The sequence below is a fragment of the Algoriphagus pacificus genome, from assembly GCF_017254845.1.
GTDB lineage: Bacteria > Bacteroidota > Bacteroidia > Cytophagales > Cyclobacteriaceae > Algoriphagus > Algoriphagus pacificus.
The window spans coordinates 1,191,778-1,216,780 of sequence record NZ_JAFKCU010000001.1 but is presented as its reverse complement, the minus strand read 5'-3'; the positions used below and the strand labels follow the sequence as shown (position 1 = coordinate 1,216,780).

Below are 25,003 nucleotides of genomic sequence, written 5' to 3'. Positions count from 1 at the left end.
TCCCTTTTCCCTGCATCCTGATTCCAGGATTGCACTAAATCTGTATTTACAAATCAATTAATTAATACCTAATCCTTATGCAAAATAAAGGTGTCATTGTGTTTTTGACAGTGATTATTACAGCACTTTGTCTGTATTATCTGTCATTCACATTTGTATCAAATGGCGTACAGCAGAAAGCGGAAGCTTATGCTACGGACGCTTCTGGCAACGTAGATTTCGCCAAAAGAAGAGCTTATCTTGATTCTGTCTGGAGAGAGCCAGTTTACAATTTCCTAGGTGCTGATTACACTTATCAGGAAGTTAAAGAAACAGAACTAGGCCTTGGCCTGGATCTTCAAGGTGGTATGCATGTGACTCTTGCCGTTTCCCCAGTGGAAATTGTGAAAGGTCTTGCTGGAAATCCTAAAGATGCCGCCTTCAATAAATCAGTAGATGAAGCTAAAGAAGCTGCTAAGACTTCTGATGAGAAGTTTGTAGACTTGTTTTACTCTGCATGGCAAGCAAATAGCTCTGGTAAAAACCTTAGCTCTATTTTCGCAACAGCAGCAAACAGAGGAAGAATCTCTCTTGAAACTTCTGATGCCGAAATCCTAGACATTCTAGATACTGAAATCGAAAATGCAATTGAGCGTTCTTTCAATATCCTAAGAACCCGTATCGACAGATTCGGTACTTCTCAGCCAAACATTCAGAGAATCCAAGGTTCTGGCCGTATTCAGATCGAACTTCCAGGTGTTGACAACCAAGAGCGTGTAAGAAACTTGCTTCAAGGTGTTGCAAAACTTCAATTCTGGGAAGTAGCCGAAGTAAATGAATTTGGTGCTTCTTTGGAGGCAATCAACAGCGCATACTTGGCTAACCAAGGAAATACTACTTCTGAAACTGCAGCTGCAGATACCTTATCTACAGAACAACTTACCCCAGAAGATTCTTTGAGAAAAGCTTTGGAAGAGCAGTTGGATCAAATCGATCCTATGAATCCAAATGCTGGAACTTCTCCACTCTTCAGCTTGCTAAAAGCTAATTATGGATTGGTGTATGATGTAAAAGACACCATGACTATCAATAGAATCCTTAAAAACGATGATTACAAAGCTTTACTACCAAGGGATATCAAATTGCTTTGGGGTGTAAAACCTCAGACTTTGGAAGATGGAACAGAGGCATTGGAACTTTATGCGATCAAAATCCCGAAAGGATCTGATCAGGCTCCTCTTGAAGGTGATGTGGTAACTGATGCTCGTCAAGCATTGGATCAAACTTCTCGTCCAGCAGTATCTATGCAGATGAATGCTGATGGAGCTAGAAAATGGAGAAAAATGACTGCCGACAATATTGGTAGAAGAATCGCTGTAGTATTGGATGACTATGTATATACTGCACCAGTTGTAAATGGAGAAATCCCGAATGGTTCATCAGAAATTGCCGGAAACTTTACGCTATTGGAAGCTCAGGATTTAGCGAACATCTTGAAGTCAGGATCTCTTCCTGCCCCAACTCAGATCGTAGAAGAAAGCATCATCGGTCCAACTTTGGGTAAAGAAGCTTTGAATCAAGGTTTGATCTCTATGGTAGCTGGTTTGGCTATTGTAGTTCTTTTCATGGTAGCATACTATGCTAAAGGCGGATTGGTTGCTATTGCAGCTTTGGTGTTCAACATCTTCTTCATCTTGGGGATTTTGGCACAGTTACAGGCTTCTTTGACTTTGCCAGGTATCGCAGGTATCGTGTTGACTATTGGTATGTCCATTGATGCGAACGTATTGATTTTTGAGCGTATCAAAGAGGAACTCCGAAATGGCGTGGGTCTAATCGCTGCCATCAATGCAGGGTATAACAAAGCATTCTCCGCAATTCTTGACTCCAACGTCACTACATTCCTTACCGGTGCCATTCTATATGCTTTGGGTCAAGGTCCTGTAAAAGGATTCGCTATCGTATTGATGATCGGTATCGCTTGTTCTTTCTTCTCTGCAGTATTTATCACCAGAGTGATTGTTTCTTGGATGAGCAAAAAAGGAGACAAAAGCTCTATCAGCTTTGCCACTCCATTTGCTAAAAATGCATTAAGCACTTTGAACATTGATTTCCTTGGAAAGAGAAAAGTTGCTTATTTGATTTCTACCGGAATTATCATCGTGGGTCTTGCTATCGCAGCAATCAACGGTCTTAAGTTTGGTGTGGATTTCACAGGTGGTAGATCTTACATCGTGGCATTTGCAGAACCAGTTGCAGCTTCTGAGCTGAAGACTGGTCTTGACGGAGAGTTTGATGGATCTGTAGAAGTAAAAACTTACGGTGCTACAAACGTCTTGAAAGTAACTACTTCTTATTTGATAAACGAAGATGATGACGCTTCAAATGCTGAAGTTGAGTCTAAAGTAAAAGAAGGTATCGCGACAATCACTGGATTCCAGTTTACTGAAAATGCTGAAGACCTAGCAGCGAATCAGTTCGCTATCACAGGATCTTCTAAAGTAGGTGCTACTGTGGCAGATGACATCAAAGCTTCTTCTGGAGAAGCCATGATTGCTGCCTTGATTGCGATCTTCCTTTACATCTTGTTGAGATTCCGTAAATGGCAGTTCTCACTTGCTTCTATCATTGCATTGATTCACGATACTCTGTTTGTAATCGCTGCATTTGCAATCGCAAGTGCATTTGGTGCAACATTCGAAATCGACCAGGTATTTATCGCAGCGGTATTGACTGTAATCGGTTACTCTATCAACGATACGGTAATTGTATTTGACCGTATTCGTGAAAACATCGAAAGTAGAGGAACCAACAGATTGGTGAAAGTATTTAACGATGCGATCAACCAGACATTAGGTAGAACTTTGATTACTTCATTCACTACTTTGATTGTAATTATTGTCTTGTTGGTCTTCGGTGGTGAGGTATTGAGAGGTTTCTCTTTCGCTTTGTTCATCGGTATCGTCGTAGGTACTTATTCTTCTGTATTCATTGCTACTCCTATTGTAGTGGATTTGATGAAGAGAGAAATTGACCACGAAGAGGCTAAAGAATCTAAAAAGTTGGCTTAATCACCAAAAGCTAAATTTCCAATTAAAGGAGCGAGAATCATCTCGCTCCTTTTTTATTGACCTTTAGGGGAAAAAAATATTATCTTTTGAAATATTTTAAGATTAATACTGGATTTATCACTTAACGAAAAAAGATTTTTCTATGAAAATTTCAAAAGCGGACTTCGAGTCAATGAGAGCGAAGTATGACAAAGAGGTCAAAAAGGGCAAGCCTGCCAAAGACAAAAACGGCAAAGATAAAACGGATCAAACGAATTGGATTTTTTTTGACAGAGAGACATTAGAAGGCCTTCTTGCCAAAGCTGACCAGGATCCCAAAAAAGGTGGAATTCAGTTTTACATAACTGAATATACCGAAGAGGTAGCTACAAAATATTATCCAAATGATGTAGACAAAGTAACAGGAGCGCTAGCTCTAGTGATGAGACCTGCTAATTTGGATGAGGGGCAACTTTCTTTGACTGCTGGAGAGGATGACTATGCAAACCATGGCACAATCTGCCCTCCATTTTGTGATCCAGAGCCTACTGATGCTTAAACATGGATAGTAGGTTTGTTGAAGCATTTGTAAACTGGTATTTAATATTAATCGATATTTTACTAGTACTTGGGATCATTTATTTCTTAAAACTTCCCAAAGAAAAGAGAGCCAATAGTTTTTATTGGCTCCCTTTTTTGATTTTGTCATTTACCGTATTTTATGAGAATCTCGGTGCATATACTTTATATGACTTTGAGTTTAGAAAAGCAGCAAATGCTTTCTTAGGAAATACTGAAAACCCAAGATTTAACATCTGGATTTTTAACATTGGCAATAAACACATTTCAACAATCCTTTTCCTTTTTTTAATTAAATCCTGGCTGGAACCTTACAAAAAAAAATATGTCAATTGGATGATCATTACTTTTTTTATAGTGATTCTAATTTTACAATTCTCTGGTATTGAACCAGTTTATTTAAATCAACCACTCATTTTTACTGTTGGAGCCAATTTAATTTTATTAGGAAGTGGGTTCTACTTTATCGGTCTGATGACTAATGAACAATACTTATCGGTCAATCCACTTCGATTATTATCTTTTTGGCAGATGACCTTTATTTTATTTACCTATTCATTGACTTATATTTCATCAGCGTCACTGATGTACCTCTATACTAATTACCCTCAATTATTGGCTTCTCTTTTAAAAATTGATTGGGTCATGGGAGTATTAAATTTAGCGATTTTGGTCTTAACTGTAGCTTCACCAAGATTTCCCCATCTTTTTGAAAGAGAACCCTACTTCGAGTTTAAGCAATCTAAAAACACTGAAAAAGTACCAGATTTATCCCCTCAAATTTGATGATTAATCTAGGTAGAAATCACGATTGTAAGGCTTTGACTAAAGACCCAAAATAACAAGTGATGGACCAAAGATTGATTGAAGCCTTTTTTACTGCCTACCCGCAATACACCATACCACCAGATCTGCTCCTCCTGATTGGAATATTTGTTTACATAAAATTGCCAAAGGAAAAACAACGTCATATCCATTTTTTACTTCCCTTTGTAATCCTTTGCTTTACGGTTTTTTATGGAAATCTAGGAAGTTACACGAACTACAATTTTGAATTCAAAAGATCAGTAAACGCATATTTTGGAAATACCGAGTACCCAAATTTTAATCTCTGGCTATTTAATGTAGCTGAAAGACAAATAGGAACAATTCTCTATTTAATCCTGATTAAATCTTATTTAAGACCATTCAAAAGAAAAATTATCAATTGGATGATTTATTTATTTATACTGATAGCATTGGTTCTTCAGTTCTCAGGAATTGAACCCATTTATTTGAATCAGCCTATCATCTTTGCAATCGGGGCAAACATGATCTTAATTGGAAGTGCTTTGTATTTTACAGACTTGATTACCTTTCCCTCCTATCTAGCTAGCAATCCCTTGAGACTAGTCTCATTCTGGCAAATGACCGCTCTTATTTTCATGTTTACTTTAAGTTACATAAGCTCAGTGGCCTTAATTTATCTTTATGAAGTCAATCCAGTTTTAGGTACTGCACTGCAGGCTGTTGGTATTTATTTGGGGATTTTAACATTGGCTATTTTAACAATCAGTATTGCTTCTCCTTTCCTTCCGAATATATTTGATAAAGAACCTTTTTATGAATCCAACTGAAGATCAGATTTACGTCATCATTTTCAGCACACTCTTTTTGGGAGGTCTGATGTCAACATTCGTGGTGGCTATGGTTTTTATCCATCGTCAGCGTCAGGCACAAAACAAACAAAGACTTGAACAGATCAAATCTGAACATGAAAAAACCTTGCTGAATATTGAAAACGAAATCCAGCAGGAAACTCTAACCCATGTGGGCAGAGAGCTTCATGATAATATCGGGCAATTACTCTCTTTGGCAAAGCTTTACCTTGGATCATCGAAGGCTGAAAAGCAGGCAGAAGGGAGAGAGACCATTAACCAAGTGATCACAGAAGTCAGAGCTCTATCCAAAAACCTAAACTTAGACTGGGTAGAATCTCTCACCATTCCTGAGTTTATTGAGCAGCAACTTGAGAAAATTGCCTCCACTGGCCATTGCAAAGTAGAATTGGAAAAGGGGGATGTCTCATTAAACTTTCTCCCAAAAGATCATAAACTGGTTTTGATCCGAGTGGTCCAAGAAATCCTTAATAATGCCATCAAACATGCCACTCCAGATTTTATTAAGGTGCAAATTTACCTGCAAAATGAGCGGCACATCATTGAAATCAAGGATGATGGAAAAGGATTTGACACTACGGTTGCCTCTGATGGAAGTGGTATGTATAACCTTAAAAAGAGGATGGAAACTATTGGCGGAGAGTTCCAGATTACCTCAAGTGTAGGAAATGGAACACTTATCCATTTATTGTTGCCAAATTGAAATTCAGGGTGTAATTTGAGTAACAATTTAGTTTAAAGCTTCATTACCCTACCCACCCAGAAAATGATCAGACTAGCTTTGGCTGATGACCATAAACTTTTCGCTAAAGGACTAGAAGGTTTATTGGAGGAACACGATGATTTGATTGTCACAGGGCTTTATCCCAATGGGAAAGAACTGATTGAATCAATCGAGCGCGATCTTCCTGACGTAATCCTGACTGACCTGAACATGCCTGTGCTTGATGGTTTCGGCGTATTGGAATATTCGAAAAAAAACCACCCTCATATCAAAATAGTGGTTTTGTCCATGTACGATGAGGAGAAGATTTACAAAAAATGCATGCATGAAGGTGCTGATGCATTCATTTTGAAGGATGCCGATCCAGATGAATTGGTTTATACCATCCATGAAGTATTTGAAGGAAGGCATTTGGCAAATTTCCAAAGAGTTATCCAGCAGGCGAACCAGAGTTCTTTCTATGATGCATTCAGAGAGAAGTTCAAACTCTCAAGAAGGGAAGTTCAAATCATTAAACTGATCAAAGAGGGACGCCAAAACAAAGAAATCGCAGATGATCTCAGCCTCAGTGTGCAGACTGTTGAGACCCATCGAAAAAATATTCATTCCAAACTCCAAGTAACTTCACGTATAGAACTAGTCAATAAAGTTCAGGATATGAATTTATAAGCATGAAAACTCCAATCAGAACAGCTATTGTAGGTTTTGGATCTGTAGCTGAAAAAATGCATGCTCCCTTGATTACCGTTTGTCCAGATCTGGATTTGGTGGCAGTCGTAGAGCGATCAACCAATAACAGTCAGAAAAAATATCCTGAAGTCAAGATTTTTAGAAGTCTCGAAGAACTCCTGGATGGAGATCATGTCGATTTGGTAGTCATTACGACTCCCAATACTTTTCATTTCCCGATGGCAAAGCAATGTCTTTTGGCAGGAAAGCATGTAGTGGTAGATAAGCCTGTGACGATTTACTCCCATGAAGCCGAAGAATTGGAACAGCTTGCAAAACAAACAGGTAAAGTTTGTTCCGTTTTTCACAATAGACGATTGGACGGAGATATTCTGACCATTCAAAAACTGATTTCAGAAAATACTTTAGGAGATTTAGTTTACTTAGAATCACATTTTGATCGATTCAGACCGGAACTTTCAGGGAACTGGAGAGAAGAAGATGGGCCAGGAAACGGAATTACCTATGACTTGGGCTCACATCTTATCGATCAGGTTTATATCACATTTGGCTCACCAGATTCCATTCAAGCAGATATCAGAAAACAGAGATCAGGAGCGATGGCTGATGATCATTTTGATATTTTCATGGATTATGGGCGCTTCAAAGCCAGAGTGACTGCTGGGGTATTAGTGAATGCTCCCACACCAAAATATTTACTCTTGGGAGAAAAAGGCTCCTACTTGAAATTTGGAATGGATGTGCAGGAACAGGCCTTCAAAAACGGAGTAAAGCCTGAAGGTGAGAATTGGGGTGTAGAACCTGAGGAAAATTGGGGAAAAATTTTCCTCAATGAGGATTCTTATTCATATCCTTCAGTCCGGGGAGATTATAGGATTTTTTATGAAAACGTAGCAGATGCAATTTTAAATGGAAGCCCTTTAAAAGTCACTATAAATCAGACTATCAGCGTTTTAAAAATGATTGAAGCTTCTTTTTTAAGCTCAAAAGAGAAAAGAGCAATTGTAAAATCTGAGGGAAAATGGGAATAAATTAAGTTTGGCTCTTTCTTGGGATATAGGATTGGAAATTAAAACTAAACCACCATGAAATCGAGCATTAATTAGATTCCCTGTTTAGTGAATTTTATTTAAATGCAAGATTCTATGTGACTAAAAGATCCAAACTAAAATCACATGAAAAAAGTAATCTTATTAGCATTCTCGCTATTCGCATTTATATCAATCTCTCAGGCACAGGTTGCCGTTGGGATTAACTTCCAGAGTTCCGATACATTTATTACAGTTGGTACTGATCCTGACAAAGAGTTTTTTGGAGAAGCAAGACTTGGTATTGGGCATGATATCGGATTAGAACTGATGGGTGGCTATAATTTTGTCAGAAAGACAGAAGTCAATGCCTATGTTGGAGCAGGATTAGGCTTGTTGGGACATCATCATAATCACAAACATCATGACGACCATAATGACCTTTATTTGGCTATTCCTGTAGGAGTCCTAATTAAACCATTCAATAATACCAGAAATCTTGGATTTTTGGTTGAGGCAGCTCCGGTATTCGCAGATCATTCCCATAGCTACCTTCGAGGTGGAGTTGGTGTGAAATACACCTTTAGATAAGACAATATAAACCCAGCGTAAAGGCCATTTTTCGTTATCGAAATTTGGCCTTTTCTTTTTTAGAGAAAGATATTCCCGCGTTTTTAGCGATTAAAGACTTTTTATGATCCCCAGATATCAATTTGTTTCTTTAATTTTGCCGCCATGGCAAAAACAGCAACTCCGGCGGAAAACGCCCAATTGAAAGATATTATTTCCCATGCCAAAGAGTATGGCTTTGTGTATCCTAGTTCCGAAATCTATGATGGTCTTCAGGCTGTTTACGATTATGGAGCGTATGGAGTGGAATTAAAAAATAACCTTAAGAGACTTTGGTGGGAAACCATGACCAGAGTCCAGGAAAATATTGTCGGGATTGATGCAGCGATTTTTATGCATCCTACTACTTGGAAAGCTTCCGGACACGTGGATAGTTTCAACGATCCGATGATCGATAACAAAGATTCCAAAAAGCGTTATCGAGCCGATGTGTTGGTTGAAGAGCATGCTGCTACTTTTGAGAGAGCCGGTGATATTGAAAAAGCAAATTCCTTAACTGGAGCTCTTGCCCGCTTATTGGAAGCAGAAGACTTGGCTGGTGTTCGCGATTTGATCATCAATGAAGGCATCAAATGTCCGATCTCTGGAACTTCCAATTGGACAGACGTGCGTCAGTTTAATTTGATGTTCTCAACACAGGTTGGATCTGTAGCCGAGGATGCTTCCACGATTTATTTGAGACCAGAGACAGCTCAGGGGATTTTTGTCAATTTTCTCAATGTTCAGAAAACTGCCAGAATGAAAGTTCCTTTTGGAATTGCCCAAATCGGAAAAGCTTTCAGAAATGAGATTGTTGCCCGTCAGTTTATATTCCGTATGCGTGAATTTGAACAGATGGAGATGCAATTCTTCGTTCGCCCTGGCACAGAGCTGGAATGGTACAAGGTATGGGCAGAAACCCGTATGAAATGGCATTTGGCTTTAGGAACTCCTGCTGAAAAGCTAAGAAAGCATGACCATGAGAAATTGGCTCATTATGCCAATGCCGCCATGGATATCGAGTATGAATTCCCATTTGGATTTAAAGAAGTAGAAGGAATCCATTCCAGAACTGATTTTGATTTGAAATCACACCAGGAATATTCCAAAAAGAAACAGCAATACTTTGATCCAGAGGTAAATCAGAATTACATCCCTTATGTGATCGAGACTTCTATCGGTGCGGATCGTTTGTTCTTATTGACGCTTTGCAATGCCTATACTGAAGAAAATACAGAAGAAAAAAGCAGGACTTATTTAAAGCTACACCCTTCCATTGCACCAGTTAAAGCTGCAGTACTTCCAATCACTAAAAAGGATGGTCTGCCTGAAAAAGGAAAAGAGATTGTGGAATTGTTGAAATACGATTTCAATATCATCTATGAGGATGCTGCTTCTATCGGTAAACGATATGCTCGTCAGGATTTGATTGGCACACCATTCTGTATTGCAGTGGATCATCAGACTTTAGAAGACAACACGGTAACGATACGTTATCGTGATACTACCGAGCAAGAGCGAGTTCCTATCTCTGAGCTTCATGGAAGAATCGCTGAAGCAACAAGCTTTAGAAGGGTTTTCGAGAAGTTATAAAAAACGAAAAGGCATAAAAAAACCTCTGAGATCACTCTCAGAGGTTTTTTTGTTTATTTCATATTAATCTTCATTAGTCTCTTCAATTTCCTGGGTTGAACAGTAGAAACGAATATTTGGAGTGTCCTCATTTTTCACAACAATATCATTAACAGAAGCACTTGTCCATATTTGAGCTTTATCACTGGAATTACAATCTGCCGTAACTTCAAATTCAAAAGTTTCACCAGTTAAATTTGTACAACCAATATCACCTACCCAAGTAAAGACAGTATTATTTCCATTATTATTCACCGAATATTTCTTACCGTCAGGTCCGGTATAAATACCATCAACACTTGCGTCTTGAATTTGTGGGAAAGTGAACTTCACTACGGCATCTTCTAGTGCTTCAGCAGCATCATAAGTGAAAATTACGTTAACCATATCGGTTCCAGCTACTGTTGCTACATATGAGAAAGACTCCTCATCACACTCTTCAGAGCAATATTCATAAATAGCATAAGAAGAGCTACTAGATAAAGACCCTCCTGGCCCTCCTTCATAAGAAACTTCAATTTCATATTCAGTACAAGCAGTCTTAACATCTAACATTTGTTCGATTTCAAAACTTAATATTTTACCGTTTACTGCCGTAGTGACATTCGTAAATGCAGGATCTTTTGCCAAATCTTTACTCCAAGTATAGATTGAACCATTGATTTCAACCGACATAAAATCAGCTCCTACAGTACCGAACATATTAAAAGTTAAAACAATTTTATCTGGAGTATTATAAACTGAATACTCGCCATAATTAGTTGTTCCCTGTCCAGTTGTTTTTGAAATTATTCCTGTTGCTATTTGAGGCTCAGTAATACAATCATTACAATCAGATAGAACTGCATTCTCAAATCCTTTCGAACCAAAAGGACTCAATTTGAATCCCGGCTGATCTGCTTTTTCCAATCCATTGGTCAGATCTTCATTTTCATAGGTAGCCATTTGGCTACAAGCTCCCAAGAGCAATGCCGAGATTACTAACCCCAACATTTTTGTAGTAAAAATTTTCATATACGTGTAATGGGTTTTTAAATTATGTTGAAAGATAAATGTTTTTTATATACAAAAAAAAGCCGTTCATCAAATTTGACTAAAAATATTTCAATTAGCTCCTCTTTTTAGTCAAAAGAACATTCCTAAATAAATGAGTTTCTAATTTTTGTATCTTTCCCTTCGATTATGAGTAAAAAAGCAGTCATCATAGGTTCTGGAATTGCCGGGATTTCAGCTTCCATCCGATTAGCAGTTAAGGGTTATGAGGTCGAGGTTTTTGAAGCCAACCCCTTTCCGGGAGGAAAACTCTCAGAAATAGAAATCAAAGGATACCGATTTGATGCTGGCCCTTCGCTGTTTACTCTTCCAGAACAAGTGGAGGAGTTATTTCTTTTAGCAGGTAAAAACCCCAAAGAATTCTTCGAGTATATAAAGCTCCCAGTAGCCTGCAATTATTTTTGGGAGGATGGAACCAGGATAAATGCTTTTGCTGAAGTAGATAAGTTTGCTGATGAAGTCGAAAGAAAATTAGGCGAGCCTGGTTCCCATATTTCAGAGTCACTTCGTCAATCAGCTTTCATTTATGAGCATTTGGCTCCGCTTTTTATGCATCGCTCCTTGCATCAGATTCAGACCTGGACTAATCCCGATGCACTGAAATCGTATTTGAAAATGGGGAAGCTGGGAATTTTCTCAACCATGAACGAGGCGAATGAAAAGCTTTTTGATAATCCTAAATTGGTTCAGCTTTTTAATAGGTATGCCACATATAACGGATCCAACCCTTATGAAACTCCAGCGACGCTGAATATCATTCCGCATCTTGAGTTTAATATTGGTGCTTATTTTCCTAAAAAAGGAATGCATGCCATTACCCAAAGCTTATTCCAACTCTCAAAAGACCTTGGTGTAACCTATCATTTTGACCAAAAGGTGGAGGAAGTCTTGGTAGAAAATAAGAAGGCAATCGGTATCAAAGTAAGAAATGAGCATATCCATGCAGATTTGGTTATCAACAACATGGATATGGTGAATGCTTACAAATCCATTCTCAGAAAGCAAAAACAACCGAAACTTCTTCTTAACCAACCAAAATCAAGTTCCGCTTTGATTTTTTATTGGGGTATCAAGCGAAAGTTCCCAGAGCTTGACTTACACAACATATTTTTCTCTGATAATTACCTGGAAGAGTTTGACCACATTTTCAAAAAGGGCAGCATCTATCATGATCCAACTGTTTATATAAACATCACCTCAGTCTATAAACCAGATGATGCTCCTGCTGACTGCATGAATTGGTTTACCATGATCAATGTCCCTAATAACCAAGGCCAAGACTGGGATAAATTGATAGCCGAGGCAAAGAAAAATATAATCCATAAACTCAATCGGATTTTGAAAACGGATGTGGAACCGTTAATTGAAGTGGAAGAAATACTGGATCCAAGAAAAATTGAGATTAAAACCTCTTCTGCCCAGGGTGCTCTTTACGGAAACTCTTCCAATAATAAGTTTGCGGCATTCCTTCGCCATGCTAACTATTCTTCCTCTATTAAAAATCTATATTTCTGTGGTGGATCTGTTCATCCAGGAGGTGGCATCCCACTTTGCTTGCTTTCCGCTAAGATCATGAGTAAAATGATAGAAGAATAGTGGCCAGTTTGCGGTCTCAGGCGCAGTGACAACGTTGGCAGTTTTACTTATTAGCAAGGAAGGAATAAATCAAAAAACATTCTTAGACTAAGGCAAATCAGCTAATTAAAGCTTACTGAAAAATGTTTACTGAGACTGATCATTTAATAATTCCTCAATTGCTTCCTTAATCAAATCCTGCTCAAAACCTTTCGAAAGCAGGTATTGAGTCACCTTAAATTTCTTTTTGTAGAGTTCAGGTTCTTTGATTCGTTCCCATTGCTTTTCTACATGATTCTGAAGCATATCATAATAAGCTACTGGATCTATTTCAGAAAGTCCTTTTCGGATATTTTCAGGATTGATCTGACGCATCTTCAATTCCATTGAAATCCGGTTTCTTCCCCATTTTTTCAAATTGAATTTCCCTCGTGCAAAAGATCTAGCAAATCGCTCCTCGTCAATAAATTTTTCATCGATCAAATATTGAATCAACTCATCTGCATTGGAATCTTTGATTCCCTTTTCATAAAGTTTTCGCCGGGTTTCCCATTCACATCGCTCCTGATAAGCACAAAAAGTCGAAAGTTTTTCCTTGGCTTCTTCCAATGTCCAGGACTTTTTTACGGAGGGATCTGTGTTATTTTTTCGCCACACGGACATTTTCTTTAATTTTAACACAAATTACCCTTGAATTATATTCTTTCAAACCGAATCACTTAAAACAACCCACGAACATGCGTAAGAAAATCGTTGCCGGAAACTGGAAAATGAACATGACTTTTGATGAGGGTCAGAAATTGACCTCTGAAATTGTCAACATGTATAAAGATGAAAATGTAAAAGATGTCATTGCGATTCTTAACCCTCCATTTCCACATATTTTCCCGGTAAAAAAACTTATTGGTGATGTAGAAGGAATTTCAATTGGGGCGCAAAACTGCTCTGATAAAGAAGCCGGAGCCTATACAGGTGAGGTTTCTGCTAAAATCTTAGCTTCTTTCGGAGTAGAATATGTCATCATCGGACATAGTGAAAGAAGAGAATACTTCAATGAAGACAATGATCTCTTGGCAATTAAAGTAAAAGAGGCGTTGGCAAATGGCCTGAAACCTATTTTTTGCTGCGGTGAATCATTAGACATCAGAACTGCTGGTACACACGAACCAAACGTTAAATTCCAATTAACACAAAGCTTATTTGACCTTAGCCCAGAGGATTTCAGCAAAATTGTAATCGCATACGAGCCAATCTGGGCTATTGGCACAGGAAAGACTGCTTCTGCTGATGAAGCACAAGAAATGCATTTGGCACTCAGAAGACACATTTCCAGCAAATACGGAAAAGATATCGCTGCTAATACTTCCATCCTTTACGGAGGTAGTTGTAACCCGAAAAACGCACAGGAAATTTTCTCTAAGCCTGACGTAGATGGTGGTTTGATCGGTGGAGCATCTTTGAAATCAAGAGATTTCATGGACATTATTAAATCCTTCTAAATTCAATATGGATTACCTGGAATTTAAAATCACATGCCTGGAGGAATTCCGGGAAATCCTTATTGCCGAACTTGCGGAAATAGGCTTTGATTCCTTCTTGGAAACAGATGAAGGAATTGATGCCTATGCTCCGGAACCTGATTTTGATCGGGAAGCCTTTGATCAATTACTTGAAAAATACAGGCTTCCAGCTCAGGTTTCTTTGCAAGAAGGCAAAATGCCCAAAGTCAATTGGAATGAAGAATGGGAAAAAAACTATGATCCCATTGCCGTAGAAGATTTGGTTTATGTGCGGGCATCCTTCCATCAACCTGCCGCTGGATTTAAGCACGAAATAGTCATCAATCCCAAAATGTCATTTGGAACGGGTCACCATGCCACTACTTTCCAGATGTTGAAGCATCAAGGCGCAATCGATCATCAAGGCAAAAGAGTGCTGGATGTTGGGTCAGGAACAGGAATTTTGGCTATCATGGCACATTTATGTGGAGCCAAAGAAGTGGAAGCTTTTGACATCGACGAATGGTGTGTTGAGAATGGAAATGAAAATTTCGACCTCAATGGCTTATCTACTCGAATGGACATTGGAACTATCCGAGATGTAAATCCTCAGGGACCATATGAAATCATCCTAGCCAACATCAATAAGAATGTACTTTTGGATGAAATGAGTATCTATTCAGACTTATTGGCTCCCAATGGTCATTTGTTGCTAAGCGGATTTTATACAGAAGATGTAGACGATTTGACAGCTTGTGCAAAACCACTTGGGCTATCATTAATTCAAATGCATAGTAAAGACAATTGGGCAGCCCTTATTTTACAAAAAGATTAACATGACAGAACTGATTATCTATGCGGTGATTTTTGCTTTGCTGATAGGACATTGCTTATTGGCTGGCAAAATGTATCGTACTGTTCATCAGGATTCAACCCTCAGTTTTCATGAAAAAAATGACTGGAAATTGAAAGCACTTCTATTTCCGGGTTATTTTTGGTTTCAATACAAAAAAGGAAAAGCTCAGTCTTAATCCTGCTTTTGTAGAACTTTTTGACCACTTTTGGAGATTAAGGAGGATATACTTTTCTAATTTGAAACCCAGATAGCAACCCATGGAGTACGTTTGGAGGCAGACACCTAGAGCATCATCACAACTCATCGAGCAACTCGGAAAGGAGATCAATGTCAATCCTATTTTGGCAAACATGCTCATCAACCGAGGTGTAGAAAGCTTTGAAACTGCAAAAAATTACTTCCGCCCAAGTCTCAGCCAACTTCATGATCCTTTTTTAATGAAGGATATGACCGCTGCAATAGATCGAATTGAAGAAGCCATAGCAAATGAAGAAAAAATCTTGGTTTATGGGGATTACGATGTGGATGGCACCACAGCGGTTGCTTTGGTGTATAGCTTCCTTCAGACCTTTTATGATCAGGTAGATTTTTACATTCCAGACCGTTACAAAGAGGGCTATGGCATTTCTGATAAAGGCGTTCGTTTTGCAGCTGAAAACGACTACAAATTGGTCATTGCTTTGGACTGCGGAATCAAAGCCATTGAGAAAGTTGCCCTCGCAAAAGAGCTTGGTGTTGATTTTATCATTTGCGACCATCACACCCCAGGAGATGAATTACCTCAGGCAGTAGCAGTTCTTGATGCCAAAAGAAATGACTGTGATTATCCTTACAAAGAGCTCAGTGGAGCAGGAGTAGGCTTTAAGTTGATTCAGGCTTTAGCAAAAAGAAAAGGAATTGATGAGTCTGCACTATATTCTTATTTGGACCTTTTGGTGGTAAGTATTGCGGCGGATATCGTCCCAATTACCGGGGAAAACAGGATTTTGGCCTACTATGGTCTAGATCGGATCAATAATACCCCAAGACCCGGATTAAAAGCATTGATGCTTAGTGCCAAAATCGAAAAAGAGATTGGCATTTCAGACATCGTCTTTAAAATCGGCCCTAGAATCAACGCTTCAGGTAGATTGGAACATGCCAAAGCTTCCGTGGAACTGTTAATATCAACTGATTTAGACTTAGCCATCGAGCGAGCCAAATTGGTGGATGAGGTCAATACGACCCGTCGGAATTTCGATGAAAATATCACGAAAGAGGCTTTCGAAATGATTGCCGAGCGTGAAGAATCGAATTCCTGGAATTCAACTGTTCTTTTTAAGGAAGACTGGCACAAAGGTGTAATTGGAATCGTAGCCAGCCGTTGTATTGAAAAATATTATAGACCCACCATCATCCTTACCGAATCTAATGGCAAAGCTACAGGTAGCGCCAGATCTGTAGTGGATTTTGACATCTACGAAGCCATAGCGGAATGCGCTGATCTTCTGGACCAGTTTGGGGGACATAAATATGCTGCTGGATTGACTTTGCCTGTCGAAAATGTCACAGATTTTCAGGCGATGTTTGAGAAAGTGGTCAAAAGCCGGATTGAGGAAGCACACCGCAAGCCTGTGATAGAAATTGATGATGAATTGCTTCTAGATCAAATAAATTACAAGTTTTATAATATCTTGAAGCAAATGGCTCCTTTTGGGCCTGGAAATACCGAACCGATTTTGAGGATTTCCCAGGCCTATGCCGAAAATGTGATTATTTTAAAAGACAAACATTTGCGCTTCAACATAGTGCAAGACGGGCAAGTGACAAAACCCGTTTGCTTGGGTTTTGGATTGGCAGATCGGGCGAAAGATCCTGATCATACGATCGTAAAAATGCTCCAAGGCAAAATGAGATTTGACATCGTGGCGGAAATGAGAGAAAATTTCTTCCGCGACAAATCGAGTTTGCAACTCTATGTGAAAGACATCAAATTTGACTGATATGATTCTAAAAGCCGACAACCTAGTCAAAATTTATAAAGGTCGCCGTGTGGTGAATGATATTTCTGTTGAAGTAAAACAAGGTGAAATCGTAGGTTTATTAGGTCCAAATGGTGCCGGAAAAACCACTTCTTTTTACATGATTGTAGGCTTGGTTCAGCCAAATGAAGGGGAAATATTTTTAGAAGATGAAAACATCACCAGTCTCCCCATGTACAAAAGAGCGAAACTGGGAATTGGTTATTTGGCACAAGAAGCCTCAGTTTTCAGGAAACTTTCCGTGGAAGAAAACATCATGGCGGTTTTGGAAATGACCAAAATGCCTAAGCAAGAGCGGAAAGAAAAAGTAGAAAGTCTCCTTGAAGAATTTAGTTTAACTCATGTCAGAAAAAATCTGGGAATGGTTCTTTCTGGCGGCGAAAGAAGAAGAACTGAAATTGCCAGAGCCCTCGCAGTGGATCCAAAATTCGTTTTATTGGATGAACCTTTTGCTGGCGTTGATCCGATTGCTGTAGAGGAAATCCAGACTATTGTGGCAAAGCTCAAAAATAAAAACATCGGTATTTTGATTACCGATCACAATGTAAATGAAACGCTTTCAATTACAGACCGGGCTTATTTAATGTTTGAAGGCAAACTTTTGAAGGCTGGAACTGCTGAAGAACTTGCTGCCGACGAACAGGTAAGAAAGGTTTATTTGGGAAGTCAATTTGAGCTGAAACGCAAAATTTTTAATTAATGGAGGTATTGAATTCCTTTATGACCTGGATTTTTAAGAATCGAATAGGTCAGATAGAAAACTTTAAAAAGAACCCTATTCAGGTTCAAGACACTACTTTTTTTGAGTTGCTTGAAGCGGGAAGGGAAACAGAGTTTGGAAGGGAATTTAATTTCAAATCCATAAAAAATTACGATGATTTTGCTAGACAAGTGCCGATTTTGGACTACGAAGGGATAAAACCTTACATAGACAAAACCATGAGAGGAACTCAATACGTTCTCTGGAATACTGAAATCGAATGGTTTGCAAAGTCCTCAGGCACTACTTCATCCCGAAGCAAATACATTCCTGTCACCAATGAAAGTCTTGAAAACTGCCACTACAGCGGTGGAAAAGACATGGTTTCTCTTTACATAGCCAATTATCCAAATTCACGATTATTTGCTGGAAAGAGTCTGACAATTGGTGGAACCTTGGAGAAAAATCCTTTAAACCCTCAGGGAACTGCAAGAGCTGGAGACATTTCTGCTGTGATCATGCAAAACTTGCCGATTTGGGCACAATTCGTCCGGACTCCATCTCTAGAGACTGCATTGATGAGCGAATGGGAGTCCAAAATCGAGAAGATGGCCAGAGAGACCATGAACGAGGATGTAACCTGCATCGCTGGAGTGCCGACCTGGACCGTAGTACTGATTCAGAGAATTCTTGAATTAAAGAAGGCAAAAAATATTCTGGAGGTCTGGCCAAATCTTGAGGTTTTCTTCCATGGAGCTGTGGCTTTTGGCCCATACAGAAGTTTGTTTAAAGAATTGATCCCTTCAGATAAAATGAGGTATGTGGAAACCTACAATGCCTCAGAAGGATTTTTTGGGATTCAGGATCAGCCGAATTCAGAGGAGCTTTTGCTACTCTTGGATTATGGGATCTTTTATGAGTTTATCCCAATGGAAGAATGGGAAAAAGAAAATCCTCATGTTGTTCCATTGGCTGGTGTAGAAATAGGTAAGAATTACGCCATGGTTATCAGCACCAATGGCGGACTTTGGAGATACAAAATTGGAGATACGATCAAGTTTACTTCCATTAAACCTTATCGCTTCAAAATCTCCGGAAGGACCAAGCATTTCATCAATGCATTCGGTGAGGAAGTAATTGTAGAAAATGCTGAAAAAGCTATCCAGTTTGCTGCTGAGCATACTCATGCAACCATTGCTAACTTCACTGCTGCCCCGGTTTATTTCGATACTACCGGAGCAAAAGGAGCGCATGAATGGCTCATAGAATACCATACACCTCCCTCAGATCAAGAGGAATTTAATCGATTGTTGGATCAGCATTTACGGGAAATCAACTCCGATTACGACGCAAAACGCTACAAAGATCTCGCCTTAGTCGCTCCGATTGTGCACCAGGCTTCTTCAGGACTTTTTGAGCTTTGGTTAGGAAAAAAAGGAAAACTAGGCGGTCAACATAAGATTCCACGCTTATCCAATAGCAGGGAATATTTAGACGAAATATTAAGCCTCAATAATAGTCAGGCTGAAAACATCAAATAAAAAAAGCGGTCATTAGACCGCTTTTGCTGTTTCCATTTGGAATATAATTTCTTCGTAATCAAGCTTGTCCCAATTTTCTGTAATCAATGGGTCAGCCATCACTCGATCCATAATTGCTTCCTGCAATTTGCCCTGGGCATAAGCTTCAGAATAACTGATATCAGAAAACGTAACCATTGTATAAAGTGGAATCCAATCGTTTGGATATAATTCGTGAAGCTTGGCTTCGATTTTTTTTCTCAATAAGAATTTTGGATCAGCGACTGAATCCCGCATTTCGACAAAATTCTCCATTGCCAACTGACAAACTGCATCCGTATCACGCTTTCTGTTCTTTTGGAATTTCTCAAATACCAAATCCCATGTGTTCGTACCCAATTTGTCAATCAAGCCATTCAGGATACTACAGTCCTCAAATCCGCAATTCATCCCTTGACCATAAAAAGGTACCATTGCATGGGATGCATCTCCAATCAGCAAGCTCTTGCCCTGTACCCAAGGATAGCAATCTACATTGATCAAAGCGGAAGTTGGGTTTCTGAAAAACTCATCAACCAAATCCGGCATCAATTGATACGCATCGTCAAAGTAGTTTTTGAATACACTGATCAAATCAGTCTTATCCAAAATCTTTTCAAAGCAAACTTTAGTGCCTTCAAAAGGAAGGAAAAGCGTGCAGGTAAAAGATTTATCAGGGTTTGGCAATGCAATCAGCATAAACTTTCCTCTTGGCCAGATATGCAAAGCATTGGGATCCATGGCAAATTCACCTTCAGCAGTTGCCGGGATGGTCAATTCTTTGTAACCATGGGAAATATATTCTTGCTTGTAGTTAAAGCGAATCTGCTTTTGCATTGACAAGCGAAGAGCAGAATAAGCTCCATCAGCTCCAACAATAACCGGAGCCTCAAGCTTCATTTCTCCTGATGGAGTCTGAAAAGTTATCTCTTGATTTTTGAAATCGACTTCCAGACACTTGTGCTCAAATTTAAATTCAGCTCCAAGGTTTTCTGCTTCCTCAGCTAAAAGTTGATTGAATTTTCCGCGTGAAATGGAATAGATCGCTTGACCTTTTTTGCCATAAGGAATGAAAGAGGTTCCTCCATGCTCGTCATGTATTTTCCTACCGTACATAGGAATCGCGAGAGGAAGCACCTTATCTTTTAACCCTACTTCTTCCAGACTTTTCCAACCTCTATGACTCAAGGCCATATTGATGGATCTACCGCCTTCGAAATAGGGAGTTTTGCGTTTGTCGGGTCTTTTGTCATAAACGGTGACATCCAAACCTTGGCGCTTAAGATATATTGCCATCAAGGAACCGATTAGGCCGGCACCAAGAACGGTTATTTCATTTTTCTTCATTCGGATAAGTTTTATCCCAGCTCTTTAAGCGAATTTCTTCAGACTTTGTTCCAAAATCAGACCAAATCTGAAAACATCCAAGAAACTGTTATACAGCGGAGTAGGCGCCAATCGAATTACATTAGGATTTCTCCAATCGCCCACCACTCCTTGACTATACCATTCATCGAAGACCGCCTTGCCTCCGCGATGAATGTGCAAAGATAGTTGACAACCTCTCTCCTGAGGATTTTTTGGGGTAATAATTTCCAAAATGCCTGATTTACCGCTGATTTGCTCAATAAGATATTCTAAATATCCGGTCAGAAGCTCGCTTTTAGATCTTAATCTATCCATTCCGGCCTCCTCAAAAATATCCAGAGAGGCCTGATGTGCTGCCAAAGCCAATACATTTGTATTGGAGACTTGCCATCCATCCGCTCCATGCATGGGAACAAATCCCTTCTCCATCAAAAATCTTTGAGCCTCATCATGTCCCCACCATCCCCCAAAACGGGGCAGATCAGGTCTATCTGCAAATCGCTCATGAACAAAAATCCCGGAGATATTTCCTGGTCCTGAGTTCATGTATTTGTAACTACACCAGGTAGCAAAATCCACTTCCCATTCATGCAATTTCAAAGGCGCATTCCCTACGGCATGAGCCAAATCAAACCCAGCATAAGCACCCACTGCATGGGCTGCTGCAGTGATTGCCTGCATATCGAACAACTGACCTGAATAATATTGCAAACCTGCCATATTGACCAAAGCTAAGGATTCACCTTGTCGCTCGATTTCAGCTATGATATCTTCTGTTCTTAATAGATGCTCACCTTCTCTTGGCTTTAATTCCACAATCACCTCATCAGGATTCAATCCGTGGAATTTAACCTGGGTTTCCAGCATGTACATATCCGATGGAAAAGCACCAGCCTCCACAATAATTTTAAAACGCTCTTTGGTAGGTCGATAAAAAGAAACCATCAAAAAATGAAGATTCGAGCTCAGGTTATTCATAGCCACCACTTCATGCGTATGAGCTCCTACAATATCTGCCAAAGCCGGCTTTGATTTTTGTCGAATGTGATACCAGGCATCCTCTCCATGAAAATGTCCGTCAACCCCAAGGTTTGCCCAGTTTTCTAATTCCTTATGAAGGTACGATCTGACAGATTTTGGCTGCAAGCCAAGAGAATTTCCACAGAAATAGATTGCTTCTTGACCATTTACCTGAGGAAAAAGGAACTTATCTCTAAATGATCTCAAAGGGTCTTCCGCATCCATTTGTCTTGCGAAGTCCTCTGTGAATTGATAGTTGATTTGGGTCATATTTTTTGGAACTCGAATTTTAAAAGAAGAAAGAGAAACAGGTCAAACCTATTTCTCCATCACTGTACCGCAGTTTTTGCAAGTTGTATTTTCAGGGTTTGACCAGAATCGCTCCATGATTGGAGGCAGCTGATTGACGATATCTGTGACATCCGCATATTCTTCATAAAGCTTTTCACCACAGTTTTCACAATGCCAGATAAAGCCATCTTTCTCCCCAGCTTTTCTATAGCGCTCGATAACCAAACCAATGGTATTGGCAGGTCTTCTTGGTGAATGAGGTACGCGAGGAGGTAAAAGGAAAATTTCTCCCTCTTCGATATGGATATCTTTTGGCTTGCCATCCTCTATGATTTTCAAGTTAATTCCTCCTTCGATTTGGTAGAAAAACTCCTCCCCTTCATTGTAATGGTAATCCTTTCTAGAGTTCGGCCCACCCACTACCATGATGATAAAATCCTCGTTTTCAACATAAACCTGTTTGTTTCCAACAGGTGGTTTTAGCAGATGTCTATTTTCGTCAATCCACTTTTTAAAATTGAAGGGTTTTGCAATTGCCATTAGCTTTTTATTTCGGTTAAAAATGAAATTTGCCTTTCAAAGTATGTAACAAATATCAGGCTTAAAAGTATTAAAAATCATGTGCTTTTTTGGTTTACTTTGTTCCAAAGCCCAAAAACATGCGCCTACCAGTAGTCGACCTTCACTGCGACATGCTTTCCTACCTTGCCAAAGTTCCCGCAGCGAATCCCTATTCAAAAGATGATATAGCTTGTGCCGTCCCTTTTCTGAAAACAGGAGGGGTCAGGATGCAGGTAATGGCTATTTACACAGATGTCAATCCAGATTCCATGAATTTGGCTTTGAAACAAGCCGATTTGTTTGAAGAATTATTGAGCGAACACAGCGGTGACTTGGCTTTTGTGGATGAAGATTTTTTAGCTAGTTGGAAAAAGCAAAACAAGGTTGGAATTATTGCCTCTATAGAAAATGCAGCAGGCCTTGGAAATGAGCAGGCTGCGATGCCGGAAATCTTGCAACAGTTTGACCGTATCTTAAAAAAGACTAAGAAACTGGCCTACATCAGTCTTACCCATCATACCGAAAATCGCTTTGGAGGAGGAAATTATACTGATGGAATCGGTTTAAAAGACGATGGGAAAGAGATTTTGGACTATATGTCTGGAAAGAAAATCCCAATTGATTTATCACATACTTCAGACCTTTTGGCCGAAGGAATTTTGAATCATATTGACAGTAATAATCTGGATGTACCAGTGATCGCGAGTCACTCTAATTTCAGAGAAATCTGGAATCATCGAAGAAATCTTACCAATGAATTCGCAAAGGAAATCATCCATCGGGAAGGTATCATTGGGGTGAATTTTCTAAGAGCATTTTTGGATACAGAGGTACCCGAACGTTTGTTTGAGCACTTACTGCATGGATTCCATCTTGGCGGGGAAAATGCGATGTGCTTTGGGGCAGACTTCTTTTACACCAAAAACTTTGGCGATCCTTCTAGAATTCCATTCTATTTTCCTTTAGCGGAGAATTCCGGCAAATACCCCTTCCTTCTGGATCATTTGGAAACTGAATTAGATGAAAAGCAGCTAAGCAATCTCGCCTGTGGGAATGCAGTGAATTTTTACAAAAAACTTTGGAGCTAAGAAATGTCCTCACACCATTTTGTCAAAGAACAACAGGAGCCAGCAGTCTTTATTTTAGATGCGAGTCAGATTCAGTTTGATCAGATTTCTTCGCTTTTAGAATGGGTTCCGACAGTTTTGGTAGCTGAAAATTCTTTAGATCGTGTATTAAGCTGGGGAATTAAAATCGATGTAATTCTGGCTTCAGATACATTTCAAGAGGAAAACAAGCATCTTTTAGAAGAGCAATATCCAGTCAAATTCCTGACAGCAACACTTGACACCGCCCTAGAGGAAGGTTTGCAATATCTGGTTGCAAGCAAACATTTTGCAGCTCATTTGATCGGCATTCCACATCTAAAAGCTTTGGAACTGGAATCTAAAACCGAATTCATGGATCTGACTATTATCGATGGAGACTGGAAATATTATCCGGTAAAGTCAGGTAAATTCAGAAAATGGTTTTCAGAATCAGAAATCCACATCCATGCAAAAGAAGGTCTTCCAATAGAAATAGACAATGAAAACGGAAAGCTGATTTTACCGATTTCCTATACTACATTCCTAGAAGTTCCTGAAGGAATCACTGAAATCAATTCCTCTTCTATTTTCTGGATTGGAGAGAAAATCAGATAAATCTTAACCAGGAAGCTTGGCAGAAACCATTCTGTCTTTATTGTTCAGATCCTTTACAAGGTCAATCTCTAAATAACCTAATCCTGCCAATAACTCGACAGTCTGAGGTCCAAAATTATTATGGATTTCATAATAGAGTTTACCTCCTGGTTTGACCAATTTCAAGGCTTTCTCAGCAATCACCCGATAAAACAACAATGGATCGTGATCTGGCACAAACAAAGCTAATCCAGGCTCAAAATCCCGGACATTGGCATGCAAATCTACCCATTCCGCTTCCGGAACATAAGGTGGATTACTAACCAAAATATCCAGCTGAGGCACATTCGGGGTTTCTTTCAAAATGTCCATGTGGAAAAAAGTAACCTCTGCCTCTAGATGATCCGCATTTTCACCTGCAACTTCCAAAGCGTCTTCTGAAACATCCACTGAATAGACCTCTGCATCTTTCATTTCTAGCGCTAAGCTGATCGGGATACATCCTGAGCCTGTTCCAATATCCAGAATCTTCATACCAGGAGTTGGATTTTGCTTGATGATCATATGCACCAATTCCTCAGTTTCATTCCTTGGAATCAGCACAGATTCATTGACAAAAAAATCTCTCCCATAAAAGGGAGCTTTACCGATAATATATTGAACAGGTTCACCGGTCTTAAGCCGCTCAAAATCTTCAAACAAGGATTCAGACAAATCATCCTCTTTCAAAGAATTCATCATATCCGTTTTCCGAAGACCCAAATGGTATTCTAAAAGCCAGTTTACCAGATTATTTGCCTCTTCAGGAGAGTAGATGGTCAGCTCTGCTGCCCAGTTTTTTACCAGTTCGTTATAGTTGCTCATAGCTG

24 protein-coding genes are annotated in these 25,003 nt (G+C 39.3%); 18 read left to right on the top strand and 6 right to left on the bottom strand.

Annotated features, from left to right (window positions below; all coding sequences use genetic code 11):
* Positions 1-77 precede the first annotated feature (77 nt).
* From secDF to J0A69_RS05065, 9 genes are all read left to right on the top strand, one after another.
* Positions 78-3,050 carry a protein translocase subunit SecDF gene (gene secDF, locus J0A69_RS05105; protein WP_206585420.1) on the top strand — a complete coding sequence of 991 codons (2,973 nt, stop codon included), beginning with the start codon at positions 78-80 and terminating at the stop codon, positions 3,048-3,050.
* Positions 3,051-3,192: 142 nt separating this feature from the next.
* Positions 3,193-3,588, top strand: coding sequence for a molecular chaperone DnaK (locus J0A69_RS05100; RefSeq protein ID WP_206585419.1), 396 nt, complete (start codon positions 3,193-3,195; stop codon positions 3,586-3,588).
* 356 nt (positions 3,589-3,944) lie between these two features.
* Entirely contained in the window at positions 3,945-4,394 is a 450-nt protein-coding gene (locus tag J0A69_RS22565) for a hypothetical protein (protein WP_236032648.1), read from the top strand.
* A gap of 62 nt (positions 4,395-4,456) precedes the next feature.
* Positions 4,457-5,224, top strand: a complete 768-nt coding sequence (locus tag J0A69_RS05090) for a histidine kinase (RefSeq protein ID WP_206585417.1) — start codon at positions 4,457-4,459, stop codon at positions 5,222-5,224.
* On the top strand, positions 5,211-5,969 hold the full coding sequence (locus J0A69_RS05085) for a sensor histidine kinase (RefSeq protein ID WP_206585416.1): 759 nt from the start codon (positions 5,211-5,213) through the stop codon (positions 5,967-5,969). Before J0A69_RS05090 ends, J0A69_RS05085 begins: the two co-directional genes overlap by 14 nt.
* A 63-nt stretch (positions 5,970-6,032) precedes the next feature.
* Positions 6,033-6,659 carry a response regulator gene (locus J0A69_RS05080; protein ID WP_206585415.1) on the top strand — a complete coding sequence of 209 codons (627 nt, stop codon included), beginning with the start codon at positions 6,033-6,035 and terminating at the stop codon, positions 6,657-6,659.
* Between the two features lie 2 nt (positions 6,660-6,661).
* Entirely contained in the window at positions 6,662-7,711 is a 1,050-nt protein-coding gene (locus tag J0A69_RS05075; protein ID WP_206585414.1) for an oxidoreductase, read from the top strand.
* Between the two features lie 144 nt (positions 7,712-7,855).
* Entirely contained in the window at positions 7,856-8,299 is a 444-nt protein-coding gene (locus J0A69_RS05070) for an outer membrane insertion C- signal (RefSeq protein ID WP_206585413.1), read from the top strand.
* A gap of 144 nt (positions 8,300-8,443) precedes the next feature.
* A complete protein-coding gene (locus tag J0A69_RS05065) occupies positions 8,444-9,910 on the top strand; it encodes a glycine--tRNA ligase (RefSeq protein WP_206585412.1) in 1,467 nt (488 codons plus the stop codon).
* 63 nt (positions 9,911-9,973) lie between these two features.
* Here the strand turns inward: J0A69_RS05065 and J0A69_RS05060 are convergent, their stop codons facing one another.
* Entirely contained in the window at positions 9,974-10,963 is a 990-nt protein-coding gene (locus tag J0A69_RS05060) for a hypothetical protein (RefSeq protein ID WP_206585411.1), read from the bottom strand.
* Between the two features lie 168 nt (positions 10,964-11,131).
* Between J0A69_RS05060 and crtD the strand changes: the two genes are divergently transcribed.
* The gene (gene crtD / locus J0A69_RS05055; RefSeq protein WP_206585410.1) at positions 11,132-12,598 is read left to right on the top strand and encodes a 1-hydroxycarotenoid 3,4-desaturase CrtD; all 1,467 of its coding nucleotides are present in this window, start codon (positions 11,132-11,134) and stop codon (positions 12,596-12,598) included.
* Positions 12,599-12,724: 126 nt separating this feature from the next.
* Here crtD and J0A69_RS05050 read toward each other — a convergent pair whose 3' ends face one another.
* Positions 12,725-13,240, bottom strand: coding sequence for a regulatory protein RecX (locus J0A69_RS05050; protein WP_206585409.1), 516 nt, complete (start codon positions 13,238-13,240; stop codon positions 12,725-12,727).
* A gap of 74 nt (positions 13,241-13,314) precedes the next feature.
* On the opposite strand from J0A69_RS05050, the gene tpiA reads away from it, so the two are divergent.
* From tpiA to J0A69_RS05020, 6 genes are all read left to right on the top strand, one after another.
* A complete protein-coding gene (gene tpiA, locus J0A69_RS05045; protein WP_206585408.1) occupies positions 13,315-14,076 on the top strand; it encodes a triose-phosphate isomerase in 762 nt (253 codons plus the stop codon).
* Positions 14,077-14,083: 7 nt separating this feature from the next.
* Positions 14,084-14,911 carry a 50S ribosomal protein L11 methyltransferase gene (prmA, locus tag J0A69_RS05040; RefSeq protein ID WP_206585407.1) on the top strand — a complete coding sequence of 276 codons (828 nt, stop codon included), beginning with the start codon at positions 14,084-14,086 and terminating at the stop codon, positions 14,909-14,911.
* Position 14,912: 1 nt separating this feature from the next.
* Entirely contained in the window at positions 14,913-15,107 is a 195-nt protein-coding gene (locus tag J0A69_RS05035) for a hypothetical protein (RefSeq protein WP_206585406.1), read from the top strand.
* 82 nt (positions 15,108-15,189) lie between these two features.
* Positions 15,190-16,914 (top strand): single-stranded-DNA-specific exonuclease RecJ, encoded by a 1,725-nt coding sequence (recJ, locus tag J0A69_RS05030; protein ID WP_206585405.1) that lies wholly within the window; start codon positions 15,190-15,192, stop codon positions 16,912-16,914.
* Position 16,915: 1 nt separating this feature from the next.
* Complete coding sequence (gene lptB, locus J0A69_RS05025) at positions 16,916-17,653, top strand: LPS export ABC transporter ATP-binding protein (RefSeq protein ID WP_206585404.1); 738 nt, start codon at positions 16,916-16,918, stop codon at positions 17,651-17,653.
* Positions 17,653-19,194 carry a GH3 auxin-responsive promoter family protein gene (locus J0A69_RS05020; protein WP_206585403.1) on the top strand — a complete coding sequence of 514 codons (1,542 nt, stop codon included), beginning with the start codon at positions 17,653-17,655 and terminating at the stop codon, positions 19,192-19,194. The genes lptB and J0A69_RS05020 overlap by 1 nt, the downstream gene beginning before the upstream one ends.
* Before the next feature lie 12 nt (positions 19,195-19,206).
* Here J0A69_RS05020 and J0A69_RS05015 read toward each other — a convergent pair whose 3' ends face one another.
* From J0A69_RS05015 to J0A69_RS05005, 3 genes are read right to left on the bottom strand one after another with little or no spacing between them, the layout of a single operon-like run.
* Entirely contained in the window at positions 19,207-20,559 is a 1,353-nt protein-coding gene (locus tag J0A69_RS05015) for an FAD-dependent oxidoreductase (RefSeq protein WP_206585402.1), read from the bottom strand.
* A 24-nt stretch (positions 20,560-20,583) separates the two neighbouring features.
* Positions 20,584-21,870, bottom strand: coding sequence for a kynureninase (kynU, locus tag J0A69_RS05010; protein ID WP_206585401.1), 1,287 nt, complete (start codon positions 21,868-21,870; stop codon positions 20,584-20,586).
* A gap of 48 nt (positions 21,871-21,918) precedes the next feature.
* Positions 21,919-22,431 carry a 3-hydroxyanthranilate 3,4-dioxygenase gene (locus J0A69_RS05005; RefSeq protein ID WP_206585400.1) on the bottom strand — a complete coding sequence of 171 codons (513 nt, stop codon included), beginning with the start codon at positions 22,429-22,431 and terminating at the stop codon, positions 21,919-21,921.
* A 119-nt stretch (positions 22,432-22,550) separates the two neighbouring features.
* Here J0A69_RS05005 and J0A69_RS05000 point away from each other — a divergent pair, with 119 nt between their 5' ends.
* Positions 22,551-23,540, top strand: coding sequence for a dipeptidase (locus J0A69_RS05000; protein ID WP_206585399.1), 990 nt, complete (start codon positions 22,551-22,553; stop codon positions 23,538-23,540).
* Positions 23,541-23,543: 3 nt separating this feature from the next.
* Positions 23,544-24,155, top strand: coding sequence for a thiamine pyrophosphokinase (locus tag J0A69_RS04995; RefSeq protein WP_206585398.1), 612 nt, complete (start codon positions 23,544-23,546; stop codon positions 24,153-24,155).
* Positions 24,156-24,158: 3 nt separating this feature from the next.
* On the opposite strand, the gene prmC is transcribed toward J0A69_RS04995, so the two are convergent.
* Positions 24,159-24,998 (bottom strand): peptide chain release factor N(5)-glutamine methyltransferase, encoded by an 840-nt coding sequence (gene prmC, locus J0A69_RS04990; protein WP_206585397.1) that lies wholly within the window; start codon positions 24,996-24,998, stop codon positions 24,159-24,161.
* Between the last annotated feature and the right edge of the window lie 5 nt (positions 24,999-25,003).

Bases quoted from the DNA above. Each gene is read 5' to 3' on its own strand.
- secDF (WP_206585420.1), top strand. From the start codon at position 78: ATGCAAAATAAAGGTGTCATTGTGTTTTTGACAGTGATTATTACAGCA.
- J0A69_RS05100 (WP_206585419.1), top strand. From the start codon at position 3,193: ATGAAAATTTCAAAAGCGGACTTCGAGTCAATGAGAGCGAAGTATGAC.
- J0A69_RS22565 (WP_236032648.1), top strand. From the start codon at position 3,945: ATGATCATTACTTTTTTTATAGTGATTCTAATTTTACAATTCTCTGGT.
- J0A69_RS05090 (WP_206585417.1), top strand. From the start codon at position 4,457: ATGGACCAAAGATTGATTGAAGCCTTTTTTACTGCCTACCCGCAATAC.
- J0A69_RS05085 (WP_206585416.1), top strand. From the start codon at position 5,211: ATGAATCCAACTGAAGATCAGATTTACGTCATCATTTTCAGCACACTC.
- J0A69_RS05080 (WP_206585415.1), top strand. From the start codon at position 6,033: ATGATCAGACTAGCTTTGGCTGATGACCATAAACTTTTCGCTAAAGGA.
- J0A69_RS05075 (WP_206585414.1), top strand. From the start codon at position 6,662: ATGAAAACTCCAATCAGAACAGCTATTGTAGGTTTTGGATCTGTAGCT.
- J0A69_RS05070 (WP_206585413.1), top strand. From the start codon at position 7,856: ATGAAAAAAGTAATCTTATTAGCATTCTCGCTATTCGCATTTATATCA.
- J0A69_RS05065 (WP_206585412.1), top strand. From the start codon at position 8,444: ATGGCAAAAACAGCAACTCCGGCGGAAAACGCCCAATTGAAAGATATT.
- J0A69_RS05060 (WP_206585411.1), bottom strand. From the start codon at position 10,963: ATGAAAATTTTTACTACAAAAATGTTGGGGTTAGTAATCTCGGCATTG.
- crtD (WP_206585410.1), top strand. From the start codon at position 11,132: ATGAGTAAAAAAGCAGTCATCATAGGTTCTGGAATTGCCGGGATTTCA.
- J0A69_RS05050 (WP_206585409.1), bottom strand. From the start codon at position 13,240: ATGTCCGTGTGGCGAAAAAATAACACAGATCCCTCCGTAAAAAAGTCC.
- tpiA (WP_206585408.1), top strand. From the start codon at position 13,315: ATGCGTAAGAAAATCGTTGCCGGAAACTGGAAAATGAACATGACTTTT.
- prmA (WP_206585407.1), top strand. From the start codon at position 14,084: ATGGATTACCTGGAATTTAAAATCACATGCCTGGAGGAATTCCGGGAA.
- J0A69_RS05035 (WP_206585406.1), top strand. From the start codon at position 14,913: ATGACAGAACTGATTATCTATGCGGTGATTTTTGCTTTGCTGATAGGA.
- recJ (WP_206585405.1), top strand. From the start codon at position 15,190: ATGGAGTACGTTTGGAGGCAGACACCTAGAGCATCATCACAACTCATC.
- lptB (WP_206585404.1), top strand. From the start codon at position 16,916: ATGATTCTAAAAGCCGACAACCTAGTCAAAATTTATAAAGGTCGCCGT.
- J0A69_RS05020 (WP_206585403.1), top strand. From the start codon at position 17,653: ATGGAGGTATTGAATTCCTTTATGACCTGGATTTTTAAGAATCGAATA.
- J0A69_RS05015 (WP_206585402.1), bottom strand. From the start codon at position 20,559: ATGAAGAAAAATGAAATAACCGTTCTTGGTGCCGGCCTAATCGGTTCC.
- kynU (WP_206585401.1), bottom strand. From the start codon at position 21,870: ATGACCCAAATCAACTATCAATTCACAGAGGACTTCGCAAGACAAATG.
- J0A69_RS05005 (WP_206585400.1), bottom strand. From the start codon at position 22,431: ATGGCAATTGCAAAACCCTTCAATTTTAAAAAGTGGATTGACGAAAAT.
- J0A69_RS05000 (WP_206585399.1), top strand. From the start codon at position 22,551: ATGCGCCTACCAGTAGTCGACCTTCACTGCGACATGCTTTCCTACCTT.
- J0A69_RS04995 (WP_206585398.1), top strand. From the start codon at position 23,544: ATGTCCTCACACCATTTTGTCAAAGAACAACAGGAGCCAGCAGTCTTT.
- prmC (WP_206585397.1), bottom strand. From the start codon at position 24,998: ATGAGCAACTATAACGAACTGGTAAAAAACTGGGCAGCAGAGCTGACC.